This is a genomic window from Streptomyces sp. NPDC056480 (genome assembly GCF_042795405.1).
Classification (GTDB): Bacteria; Actinomycetota; Actinomycetes; order Streptomycetales; family Streptomycetaceae; genus Streptomyces.
This window is the reverse complement of sequence record NZ_JBHTSA010000100.1, coordinates 18638-30035: the sequence shown is the minus strand read 5'-3', so window position 1 is coordinate 30035 and position 11398 is coordinate 18638. Positions and strand designations below refer to the sequence as shown.

General features: G+C 74.6%; 12 protein-coding genes. 4 read left to right on the top strand and 8 right to left on the bottom strand.

What is annotated here, in order from left to right; genetic code table 11:
- Positions 1-36 precede the first annotated feature (36 nt).
- The 3 genes from ACFQ79_RS31510 to ACFQ79_RS31500 form a co-directional block, all read right to left on the bottom strand.
- Positions 37-522: a hypothetical protein gene (locus ACFQ79_RS31510; RefSeq protein ID WP_383589801.1), complete on the bottom strand. Its 486-nt coding sequence runs from the start codon at positions 520-522 to the stop codon at positions 37-39.
- 104 nt (positions 523-626) lie between these two features.
- Positions 627-1760: a cytochrome P450 gene (locus ACFQ79_RS31505; RefSeq protein ID WP_383589797.1), complete on the bottom strand. Its 1134-nt coding sequence runs from the start codon at positions 1758-1760 to the stop codon at positions 627-629.
- 181 nt (positions 1761-1941) lie between these two features.
- A complete protein-coding gene (locus ACFQ79_RS31500; RefSeq protein WP_229313204.1) occupies positions 1942-2490 on the bottom strand; it encodes a DUF1707 and FHA domain-containing protein in 549 nt (182 codons plus the stop codon).
- A gap of 270 nt (positions 2491-2760) precedes the next feature.
- Here ACFQ79_RS31500 and ACFQ79_RS31495 point away from each other — a divergent pair, with 270 nt between their 5' ends.
- Positions 2761-3711: a GNAT family N-acetyltransferase gene (locus tag ACFQ79_RS31495; protein WP_383589799.1), complete on the top strand. Its 951-nt coding sequence runs from the start codon at positions 2761-2763 to the stop codon at positions 3709-3711.
- Positions 3712-3772: 61 nt separating this feature from the next.
- Positions 3773-5524 (top strand): malto-oligosyltrehalose trehalohydrolase, encoded by a 1752-nt coding sequence (gene treZ, locus ACFQ79_RS31490; protein WP_383589795.1) that lies wholly within the window; start codon positions 3773-3775, stop codon positions 5522-5524.
- Between the two features lie 3 nt (positions 5525-5527).
- Here the strand turns inward: treZ and ACFQ79_RS31485 are convergent, their stop codons facing one another.
- The 4 genes from ACFQ79_RS31485 to ACFQ79_RS31470 form a co-directional block, all read right to left on the bottom strand.
- On the bottom strand, positions 5528-6685 hold the full coding sequence (locus ACFQ79_RS31485) for an aminopeptidase P family protein (RefSeq protein ID WP_383589793.1): 1158 nt from the start codon (positions 6683-6685) through the stop codon (positions 5528-5530).
- A 74-nt stretch (positions 6686-6759) separates the two neighbouring features.
- A complete protein-coding gene (locus ACFQ79_RS31480; protein WP_329284194.1) occupies positions 6760-7719 on the bottom strand; it encodes a hypothetical protein in 960 nt (319 codons plus the stop codon).
- Positions 7720-7768: 49 nt separating this feature from the next.
- Positions 7769-8650, bottom strand: coding sequence for a LysR family transcriptional regulator (locus ACFQ79_RS31475; RefSeq protein ID WP_383589790.1), 882 nt, complete (start codon positions 8648-8650; stop codon positions 7769-7771).
- 20 nt (positions 8651-8670) lie between these two features.
- Positions 8671-9249, bottom strand: coding sequence for a tetratricopeptide repeat protein (locus tag ACFQ79_RS31470; protein ID WP_383589788.1), 579 nt, complete (start codon positions 9247-9249; stop codon positions 8671-8673).
- Positions 9250-9345: 96 nt separating this feature from the next.
- Here ACFQ79_RS31470 and ACFQ79_RS31465 point away from each other — a divergent pair, with 96 nt between their 5' ends.
- Positions 9346-10077, top strand: a complete 732-nt coding sequence (locus ACFQ79_RS31465; protein WP_383589786.1) for a hypothetical protein — start codon at positions 9346-9348, stop codon at positions 10075-10077.
- A gap of 27 nt (positions 10078-10104) precedes the next feature.
- Here ACFQ79_RS31465 and ACFQ79_RS31460 read toward each other — a convergent pair whose 3' ends face one another.
- Entirely contained in the window at positions 10105-10755 is a 651-nt protein-coding gene (locus tag ACFQ79_RS31460; protein ID WP_383589784.1) for a nucleoside/nucleotide kinase family protein, read from the bottom strand.
- Between the two features lie 205 nt (positions 10756-10960).
- On the opposite strand from ACFQ79_RS31460, the gene ACFQ79_RS31455 reads away from it, so the two are divergent.
- Complete coding sequence (locus tag ACFQ79_RS31455; protein WP_383589782.1) at positions 10961-11377, top strand: VOC family protein; 417 nt, start codon at positions 10961-10963, stop codon at positions 11375-11377.
- Positions 11378-11398: the final 21 nt, after the last annotated feature.

Sequence of the window (11398 nt, the reverse complement as noted above, 5' to 3'; positions counted from 1 at the left end):
GGGTGAACCCCGGGGCCCCTCGGAGGCTTCGGAGGGTCAGGAGCGGGAGGCTCGCGAGACCTCGCACTTGGTGTACTCGGAGCCGTCGCCGGTTCCGGGGTACGAGGTGGCGAGTTCGGCGTTCGCGGAGGAGCCCGCCGCGACCTTGATGGCGGTCTTGGTGGCGCTCGCGGGGACCGCGGTGCCGGCCGCGTCGCCCTTGAACCTCATGGTGACGCTGTAGTCGTAGTCGAGCACGCCGTCGTTCTTCACGGTGACGCGGGCGACCAGGTTCTTGGTGGCCGGGTCGAACTTGCACTCGTTGATGGTCACGTCGCGGATCGCCTTGTCGGCGCTGCTGGAGCCGCCGGGAAGGGAGCCGCCGGAGGTGCCACCGGAGGTGCTGTCGTTGTCGCTGTTGTGGTTGCTGCTGCTCGAACTGCCGGAACTGCTGCTGCCGCAGCCGCCGCCGTGCGAGCCGCGGGCACCGGTCAGGGCGACGACCGCGATGCCGAAGACAGCGATCGCGCGGACATGACGCATCTTCACGTTTGAATCCCCGTTGAAAGTGGTACAGATGAAGGCGCTCTTTGACGAGCACACGTCACCCTAGCAGCGGGCGGACGAGCGTCTTCCCCGCTCCGCGATCAGCCCCCGGGACGGACGATCAGACTCCGCGGCGCCCGGGTGATGAGGCCCGTCCACACCGGCCGGAAGCCGTCGGCGAGACGGAGCCGGGGCATCGCCGCGAACAGGGCCCGCAGAGCGTACTCGGCCTCCAGGCCGGCCAGGATCACGGCCGGGCAGAAGCCGCTGCCGTAGGTGAGCTGGCCCTGGTCGTCGCGGAGCGGGTCGAAGCGGTCGGGCTCGCGGAACCGCTCCGGGTCGCGGCCGGCCGAGCCGACGAGCAGGGCGACGGACGCGCCCGCCGGGAGGACGCCGCCGCTCACGGGGACCTCGGCGGCGGTACGGCGCACGGCGATCTGCACGGGCGGGTCACGGCGCAGCGACTCCGCCCAGGCCCGTCCCACCAGGCCCGCGGGGGCGTCGCGCAGGGCGGCGACCTGGTCCGGGTCCGAGAGGACGTTGCCGAGGAAGGAGGCGAGGGCCTTCTCCCGCACGGCGATCTGCCCGCCGCACTCCCCGGCGAGGGCCCCGGCGGCCCGGCCGCGTACGAGCCGCATCATGTCGCGGTAGGGCACGCCGACGGCGGCGGCGACGGTTCCGGCGGGAAGCCAGTGGCAGAAGTCGGCGACCAGGTCCGCCTGGGGCCGCTCGGCGATCCGGCGGGCCAGGACGTACGCCGTCCGCTCGGTGACCGAGCGGAGGGCCGCCACGTCGACGTCGACGTGGGCCCGCGCGCACGGCGGGTCGCCGGGCCGGTGCCCGTGCGTGAAACGGCTGTCGGTGAGGGCGGTGGCCACGTCCGCGTACCGGCTGAGCACCCAGGCCCGCAGCAGCGGGTCGTACGTGAGCGGGAACTCCTCGCGCAGGGTCCGGTGGATCCCGTGCGGGTCGCGCGAGGCACCGGGGTCGAGGGGACTCGGCGCGACGACCCGGACCCCGGGTGCGCCTCCGCCGCCGGGCGCGGTGCGCACCGGGGCCGCCAGGGGCGCGAGGTCACCCGGCACCACGGCACTCACGCCCCGGGCCCCCCGGCCGTCGGCCGGGGGTGTCGCCGGCGCCATCGGAGGCAGCCGGGTCCAGGGGTCCCCGGGCGACGCCCCCGGCCGGTCGCCCCCTATGCCTCGGCCCGGCTCGCGGTTCTGCTCGTGGCTCATCGCGCCCCCTGTCGATCGGCGGTGGGTGCCGCGGCCGGAGATCGCTGGCGCGCGTCCCCCCAGCCCATCACCGCCCGCGCCGCACCGCCCGCCGCATACCGCCGAACGGGTGAACACCGCCGTGGGCGGCACAGGGTTCGGCGAAGCGTGCCGGTGCCCGGACCTCCGGGCGGGACGGGCCCTACCCGTGCGACAGCCGGAACGACATCTGGCCGAAGCCGACCACGTCGCCCGACCTCACGACGACCGCGCCCGTGACCCGGCGGCCGTTGACCGTCGTGCCGTTCGTCGAGCCGAGGTCGCGGAGGATCCACATGCCGCTCTGCATCGACAGTTCGGCGTGCAGCCGGGAGGCCGTCTCGTGGCTGAGGCGGAGGCCGTTGACCGGGTCGCGGCCGATGCGCAGGGGGTGCGGGCCCGGCAGGGGCAGCAGCAGCTTCGGCAGGCGCTCCGCGGACCAGGCGCGTCCCAGCTTGGCCGTGAACGCCGACATCCGCTCGACCGCGCCCACCACCCGGCGGGTCCAGGTGCCCTCGGTCCTCAGGTCGGCGGTCAGCAGGGCGAGTTCGTCGGGGCGCCGGGCCTGGAGCGCGCGCTCCATCCGGTAGACGAACGTGTCGTGCGAGAGGCGGCCCTGAGCGGCGCCCTCACGGAGCAGCACCAGCGCGCGGTCCCGCTCGGCGTCGGTCAGCCGAGGGGTGTTCGCCGGGAGCTCGAAAGGGGTCGTCACACCTGTGATTGTCGGTCCGTCGGGCCCGCAGTGTCCAGAAGGGCCTCCGGGGCGGGAAACCCCGTACCTCCTCGTCGGTGATCGCTGTTACGGTCTGCCGTCTCCACAGCACGCATCCCCAGGGGGAAACACGACGTGACCACGTCTTCTTCGAGCACCACCAGCACGACCAGCACGACCGGCGCCACCAGCACGACCGGCGCCACCAACACCACCAGCACCACCGGCGTCACCAGCACACCGGGCACCACCGGCGCGCGCGACCTCGTCATACGGCCGCTCGCCGGACCCGAGGAACTCGACCTGTTCCTCCGCCTCACCTACTCGCTCGACCACGAGCTCGCCGACGACCTCGCCACCGGCCGCCGCGTCCCCGCGTGGATGTGGGTCGCCCTCGACGGCGACCGGCTCCTCGGCCGGCTCTCCTGGTGGGCGGGCTCGGCCGGCGGCGCCCCGCAGTCGCTCGACTTCTTCGACCTCGCCCCGGAGCTGTCGGAGGAGGAGCGCGCCGAGATCGGCCTGCGCCTCCTGGAGACCGCCACGGCCGCCGTGATCCCGGCGGGCACGCGGCCCCCGGAGTTCAGCCGCTTCCTGCCGGCGGACTGGCGTGAGATGCCGGAGACCCGGTCGCTCCTGGAGTCCGTCTTCGGTGCGCTGGTGGCCACGGGAGCCCGACCGCTCGTCGAGCGGCTGCGCCTGGAGTGGCGGCCCGGCATCCCCGTACCGGAGCCGAAGGGCCGTCTGGAGTTCCGCCCGGTGCGGGACCGCGAGGACCTCGTCGCGCTGATGACCCCGGTCATGGAGGGCACGCTCGACGCGCACGGGCAGGCCGATCTCGCCTCCGGCCTGTCGGCCCGCGAGGCCGCGGAGCTGCACTACGACGAGGAGTTCGCGCACTACTCCTCGCCGCGGGAGTGGTGGCAGGTGGCCCAGCTGCCGGAGACCGGCGAGCCGGTCGGCTTCGTCGTCCCCGCGCGGAACAACTACCACCACACGATCGCGTACATCGGCGTCCTGCCCGCGCACCGCGGCCACGGCTACATCGACGACATCCTGACCGAGGGCACGCGCGTCCTGGCCGCCGCCGACGTCCCCAGGATCCGGGCGGCGACGGACCTGGGCAACGTGCCGATGGCCGCGTCGTTCGCCCGCGCGGGCTACGTCACCTTCGAGCGCGCGATCAACTACGTGTGGGACACACCGGGCGTGGCGGGGTCCTGACTGCCAGGATGGTCGCGGTAGTCAGTCGTGGAGCGGCTGGTCCGTCGACGAGGGGATTTCCGTGCTCTTCGAGGTGTGGGCGCCGAACGCCCGTGACCGGGTGACGCTGGAGCTGAACGGCTCGGCGCATCCCCTGGAGCGGGACGCGGAGCGCGAGGGCTGGTGGACGGGTGTCGTACCCGCCGAGGACGGCGACCGGTACGGCTTCTCGCTCGACGGAGGGCACGTACTGCCCGACCCGCGCTCGCGCCGCCTGCCCGACGGGCCCGACGGGCTGAGCGCGGTCGTCGACCACTCCGCGTACGTCTGGCGGAACGAGTCGCCGAGGCTGCGGCTCCGCAGCTCCGTCCTGTACGAGCTGCACCTCGGCACCTTCACCCCGGAGGGGACCCTGGACGCGGCGACCGCGCGGCTCGGGGAGCTCGCGGGCCTCGGCGTCACCCATGTGGAGCTGATGCCGCTGTGCCCGTTCCCCGGGGTGCGGGGCTGGGGGTACGACGGGGTGGCACCGTGGGCGGTGCACGAGCCGTACGGCGGCCCCGCGGCGCTGAAGCGGTTCGTGGACGCGGCGCACGGGCTGGGCATGGGCGTGGTCCTGGACGTGGTGCACAACCACCTGGGGCCCGACGGCAACCATCTCCCCTTCTTCGGACCGTACTTCACGGAGACCCACCACACGCCGTGGGGCGCCGCGGTGAACCTGGACGCGCCCGGATCGGACGAGGTCCGGGCGTACTTCCGCGGCAGCGCGCTCGCCTGGCTGCGGGACTACCGGATCGACGGGCTGCGGCTCGACGCCGTGCACGCGCTCGCCGACACCCGGGCCCTGACCTTCCTGGAGGAGCTGTCCGGGGCCGTCGACGAGCTGGCCAAGGAACAGGGCCGCCCACACTTCCTGATCGCCGAGTCGGATCTCGCCGACCCGCGCACGACCACACCGCGCGCGCTCGGCGGCCTGGGGATCCACGCCCAGTGGAACGACGACTTCCATCACTCCCTGCACACCGCCCTGACCGGAGAGTCCCAGGGCTACTACGCGGACTTCGCGCGCGCCCCGATGGCCGCGCTCGCGAAGACGCTCACCCATGTCTTCTTCCACGACGGCACGTACTCGGCGTTCCGGGGGCGCCGTCACGGGCGTCCGGTGGACCGGGAGCGCACCCCCGCCCACCGCTTCCTCGGCTACGCGCAGACCCACGACCAGATCGGCAACAGGGCCCTGGGCGACCGCCTTTCGGCCTCCCTCTCCCCCGGCCTGCTGGCCTGCGCGGCGACCCTCGTCCTCACCGGCCCCTCGGTGCCGATGCTCTTCATGGGCGAGGAGTGGGGGGCGACCACGCCCTGGCAGTACTTCACCGACCACACCGACCCGGAGCTCGCGGAGGCCGTACGGCGGGGCAGGCGGCGCGAGTTCGCGGAGCACGGCTGGGACGAGAACGAGGTTCCCGACCCGCAGGAGCGCGCCACCCGAGACCGCTCGGTCCTCGACCGGACGGAGCGCGAGCGGGACCCGCACAAGCGGCTGCTCGCCTGGTACCGCCAGCTGATCGCGCTGCGCCGCACCCTGCCCGACCTGACGGACCCGGACCTGGCGGGCGTGAAGGCGGCCTTCGACGAGGAGGCCCGCTGGCTGGTCTTCCGCCGCGGGGTCCTGCGGGTGGGGGTCAACCTGGGCAGGGAGCCGGCGGTGATCCCGCTCGGCTCCAACGGCCGCGACCAGGTCCTGGCGGCCTGGGAGCCGGTCGGGTCCCCGGCGGGGGACGGGGTCCTGCGGCTCCCCGGCGAGTCGGCGGTCGTCCTGACGGACGGCTGACGGTCAGTCCACGAGGGCCATCTCGTGCGGGGTGTTGTTGAAGCGGCGCCCCGCACCGTCCTCCGTCGCCGTCACGATGTCCTCGATCCGGACGCCGAAGCGGCCGGGCAGATAGACGCCGGGCTCGATGGAGAAGCACATGCCCGGCACGATCGGGAGTTCCTCGCCCTCGATCATGTACGGCGGCTCGTGGGTGGTGACCCCGATGCCGTGGCCGGTGCGGTGGATGAAGTACTCGCCGTACCCGGCGTCCGTGATGACCTTGCGGGCCGCCCGGTCGACCTCCTGGCAGGCGACCCCGGGCCGTACCGCCTCGAAGCCGGCCTGCTGCGCCTCCCGTACGAGGTCGTGCACGCGCCGCTCCTCGTCGGTGGGTTCGCCGACGTGGACGGTACGGGTGGTGTCGGAGCCGTACCCGTGCTTGAGGCCGCCGAAGTCGAGGACCACCATGTCGCCGCGCTCGATGACCCGGTCGCCGGCCTCGTGGTGCGGGTTGGCTCCGTTGGGGCCCGAGCCGACGACGGTGAAGTCGACCTGCGAGTGCCCGAAGCGCAGCAGCAGCGCGGCGAGGTCGGCGGCGACGTCGGTCTCCCTGCGGCCGGCGAACCGGACCTCCAGGATCTCGCCGTACGCCCGGTCGGCGGCGGCCCCGGCGGCCGCGATCCGGGCCAGTTCGTGGGCGTCCTTGACGCCGCGGAGCATCGGCAGGGCCTCGGTGAGGGAGACGTACGAGGTCTCCGGGAGGGCCTTCTGGAGACCGAGGAGGTGCATGGCCCAGGCGTTGTCGCTGACGCCGAACCTGCCGCCGGCGTCGAGGAGCGGCGCGGTGACGGCGTACGGGTCCTTGCCGTCGGTCCAGTCCCGCAGGGTGAGCGCGGCGGCCCCGGCGGCCTTCTCGGCGTCGGGGGCCTCCAGGGTCGGGACGACGAGGACCGGTGCCTGTCCGGGGGCGATGACGAGGGCGGTGAGCCGTTCGGTGATCGCGGTGGGCTGGTATCCGGTGAGGTAGACGAGGTCGGGGCCCGGGGCGACGATCACGCCCGCGAGTCCGGCGTCCGCTGCGGACTCGGCGGCGCGGGCCATCCGGGCCCGGTAGTCGTCCGCGGTGAACGGGACGGGGGTCTCGCCGCGCTCCTCGGCCGGGGCGGGGGTGCTCGACATGGGGTCTCCTTCTCGGCTCCGCTGCATCCTGGACGTACAGCATCCTGCCGGGCGGCGACCGGGGCCGCGACCGCTCAGCGGAGGTCCGGGCCCTGGGCGATGAGCCGCTCCAGGAGCTCCTGGAAGTCGTCGCCGACGACGATCCGCAGGTCCCCCCGCTCCTCGTCGTGCTCGCTGAGCTGGGTGAGCGTGCCGCCGCGCCACCAGAAGACGTACGGGCTGATGGCGCCCGGCGTGTCCTCGTACCCGGAGGCGGCGAAGGAGGCCATCGCGCCGAGGGCCGGGATGATCGAGGTGTCACGGATGGGGTGGAAGGCGAGCTGGTGGCGGAACGGCATCGCGACCAGGGCGCCGTGTTCGCCTATCGGCAGGCCGGTGACCCGCCGGACGACGCCGTCCAGGTCGAGGACGCGGCTCGCCGTGTAGAAGGAGTCGCCGAGGATGATCTCGAAGCACATGCCGTCGGCGTCGCGGACGGTCTCGTGCTCCTCGACGGGCAGCCCGCGCAGATTGCGCAGGGCCCGGTCGCGCAGCTGGGCGTGGTCGCCGAGCCGTTCGAGCGCCTCGTCGGTGAGCATCATGACGCTCTCGGGCAGGTCGAGGGCGAGGATCTCGTACAGGCCGGGGGCGACGGTCCGCGCGTACCCGAAGGCCGCGGCGTCGATGCCGTCACCGCTGACGACCCGGGGGTAGAGCTGGGAGCGGATCTGCTCGGGCGGCAGGGTGTCGAGCGCGGAGGGTCCGTCCATGGCGCGGACGACCAGTCCGATGTGCCGGTTGATCATGCCGGGCCAGACGCGGGGGCCGCGCCGGTCCTGGTGGCAGACGGCGGCGAGGTTGCCGAGGCCGAAGCGGCGGCCCTTGTCGTCGACGACGTGGTCGGCGTAGACGCTGACCTCCAGGCCGAGCTCGGCGAAGGTCTCCCGGACGCGGCCGCGGAAGAGCGCGGCCTCACGCTGCGAGAAGTACGCGAACTCGGGGTCCCTCGGTGCGTCGTCGCCGTCCCGCCTGGGTCCTCGTCGCAGCCACCCCACGCCTGCCCGCCTTCCGTCGCCGTTGCGCACAGGGTAGCGACTGCCGGTGTCAGCCCTTGAGCCGTCGGGTGAACTCGGCCACCGGGCCGGTGGGTTCGGTCCGCGAGGCGGCCGGGAGGAGGAGTTCGGTGCGGTGGACGAGCCGCGGCGCGACCAGGGGGACGGCGACGGCGCCGGAGACGTCCGCCGCGACCGGCGCGGGGAGCAGGGCGAGGCCGTGCCCGGCGGCGGCCAGCGCGGCGAGGGTGCGGGTGTCGGTGCCGTCGTAGCGCAGGGCGGTGCGGAAGCCCCGCCCGGCCGGACCGCCGTGGGCGTCCCGCAGCCCGTCGAGGGGGAGGCCGGCGGCGGGCGCGTCGAGCCAGCGGGCGTCGACGAGGTCGTCGAGGCGGAGCCCGGAGCGCCCGGCGAGCGGATGGGTCGCGGGCAGGACGACGGCGAGCGGCTCCTCGGCGACGCCGGTCGCGGTGAGCGGGGCGACGTCGGGCAGCCGCAGCGGGTCGCTGGGGGCGGCGATGCCGTCGACGAGCCCGGCGTCGGCCTCGCCGGTGGCGACGGCGGCCGGCACCGCCTCGCGGGGCAGCGCCCGCAGGGTGACGCCGGTGGCGGGCAGCGCGGCGAGGGTACGGGCGTGCAGGGCGAGCGGGGAGGCGGCGACGCTCAGGGTGGCGCGGGGTGCGGCCGCGAACCGGTCGAGGTCGGCGCGGGCCGCGTCGAGCCGCAGCAGCAGCGCACCGGCGTGTTCGAGGAGCCGCTCCCCGGCCGGGGTCGGGGCGACCGGCCGGCGGGTCAGCAGCGGCAGCGCGAGGTCGGTCTCCAGGGCGGCGATGTGCTGGGAGACGGCGGACTGGGTGTAGCCCAGCTCGCGGGCGGCCTCGGAGAAGGAGGCGAGCCGGGCGACGGTGACGTACGTCCGGAGGAGGTGCGGGTCCATGGGGTGCGCGCCGGGCCCCGTCAGGACCCGTCGGGGGCGGTGAGGAGGGCCTGCGCGTAGTGGGCGAGGGAGCGGTTGTAGCGGGGCAGCAGGGGCGCGAGGGCCCCGAGGGCGAGGGCGGCGGCCTCGCGGTCGCGGCCGGTGTCGGCGAGGGCGAGGGCGAGGAAGGCGTCGACGGCGCCGGAGAGCGCGGTCTCGTCGGCGTCGAGCTCGGCTGCGGGGATCGCGCGCTCGGCGGTGAGGAGTTCGACGCTGCGGTCGGGGCGGCCGAGGTTGCGCAGGCTGCTGGCGAGCTGGATGACGGCGCGTCGGCGGCGCAGTCCGGTGAGGCCCTGGTCGAGGGCCTGCCGGTAGAGGCGCACGGCCTCCTCGGGCTCTCCGGTGGAGTCGTGGGCGGCGCCGCGTTCGAAGAGGGCGGCCGTGTCGTCCTCGGGGCGCTCGGCGGCGAGGGCGGCGACACGGGCGCGGAAGTCGGCGGGCTCGTACGTGTCGAGCCGCTCCCAGAGGGCGGCGACGCGGCGCTCCCAGTCGGGCAGGGCCTGGTCGGACGGTTCCTGATCGGACGGTTCCTGATCGGACGGTTCCTGATCGATGGTCATACGGCCACCCTATCCAGGCCGGCATAAGCATTCGTGATGGACCGAGCAGTGATCATCGTTGGACGCGAACGGGCGACGGCGCCAAGGATGGTCCCCATGAACAGCACGCACGCCCTCCCTCACACCCCTCGGATCGCCCTGGTCGGCGACCGCTCCCCGCACGTCCGCTCCCACGTCCGGATCCCCGTCCTCCTCGACGCCCTCGCCGAGCGCGACGGCCTCGCCCTCGACGCGTACTGGATCCCGACCGGGGACGCGGAGACGTCCGGCGCGGTGAAGGGCTTCGACGCGGTGTGGGTGCTCCCGGGGAGCCCGTACGCGAGCGAGGCGGGGGCGCTGGCGGCGATCCGCACGGCCCGCGAGGACGGCATCCCGTTCCTCGGCACCTGCGGCGGCTTCCAGCACGCGCTCCTGGAGTACGCGCGGGACGTCTGCGGTCTGACCGCCGCGGCGCACGCGGAGAACGACCCGTCGGCCGCCGCCGGCGACCTGCTGATCGCCCCCCTCGCCTGCTCGCTGGTGGGCCACGAGGGAGTCGTACGGGTCACCCCGGGCTCGCTCGCCGAGCAGGCCCTCGGCGCGGAGCGGACCACCGAGCGCTACCACTGCGACTACGGCCCGGACAGCCGCCACCTGGACACCCTGCGGGCGCACGGCCTGCGGTTCACGGGCGCGGACGAGGAGGGCGGCATCCGCATCGCCGAACTCCCCTCGCACCCCTTCTTCCTGGCGACCCTCTTCCAGCCGGAACTGGCGGGCGACGGCACCCGCCCGCACCCGCTGATCCGGGCGCTCGCGGCGGCGGCGACGCGGCACGCGGCGGGCTGACCGGCGGGGGACGTCCCCCGGCCGGCGTCAGGCCATCGGCACCACGAGGTGGGCGCGGTCGCGGCCGCGGGCGACCAGGCGGGCGTTGACCTCGTCCGAGTCCTGGACCCAGCGTTCGGCGCGGGCCCGGTCCTTGCCGAAGCGGACATGCCGCTCGACGAGCCGGGGAACCCGGCGCCGGGCGTCCAGGTCGAGGTACCAGGCCTCGTCGAGGAGCGGCAGGACACCGGCCCAGGCGCCCTCGTCGTGCAACAGGTAGTTGCCCTCGGTGACGACCAGCGGGATCTCGGGGCCCACGGGTATCGCCCCGGCGATCGGCTCCTCCAGAGCGCGGTCGAACGCGGGGGCGTAGACCGTGGTGCCGGGGACGGGTGCGCGCAGCCGGGCGAGGAGCGCGAGGTACCCGGCGGCGTCGAAGGTGTCGGGCGCGCCCTTCCTGCCCGCCCGGCCGAGGCGTTCCAGTTCGGCCTGGGCGAGGTGGAAGCCGTCCATGGGGACGAGGACGGCGAGCCCGTCGAGGCGGGCGACGAGCCGGGCGGCGAGCGTGGACTTCCCGGCGCCGGGCGCGCCGGCGAGCCCGAGGAGGCGGCGGGCGGGCCGGCCGTCCCCGGGGCGCTCGGCGAGGGACCGGGCCCGAGCGGCGAGGCGGTCGAACTGCTGCGCGTCCATGCGGGGCATTCTCGCACCGGCCGCGGGCGCGGCCCGGCGTGCGCCCGCAGCGCCGTGGACTCCCGCCCCGTCTACGCGCCTCGCCCCCGTCCCGACCCTCGTCCGGCCCTCTCCGGACCCTCGTCCGGACCCTCCCATCGGCGAGGGTCCGACCCGGGTCGACACGGGTTGACGCGGGTAGATTCCTGCCGCTTCCACGTATTACGTTGGGGTAATGCCGTCCATCGCACTTGTGACCCTTGTCGTCCGTGACTACGACGAGGCCATCGCCTTCTACACCGACGCCCTCGGCTTCGACCTGGTCGAGGACACCGACCGGGGCGGCGGCAGCCGCTGGGTCGTCGTCCGCCCGCGGGGCGCGGCCGGGGTCGGCGGCCTCGGGAACGCGGGCCTGCTGCTGGCCCGCGCCAAGAACGACACCGAGGAGGCCTCCGTCGGCAACCAGACGGGCGGCCGCGTCGGCTTCTTCCTCCACACCGAGGACTTCGCCCGCGACCACGCGCGGATGACGGAGGCGGGCGTGAAGTTCCTGGAGGAGCCCCGGCACGAGCCCTACGGCTCGGTCGCCGTCTTCGAGGATCTGTACGGCAACCGCTGGGACCTCCTCCAGCCGGCGGACCCGGCGCAGTAGGACCGGCCGAACAGGCCGAGC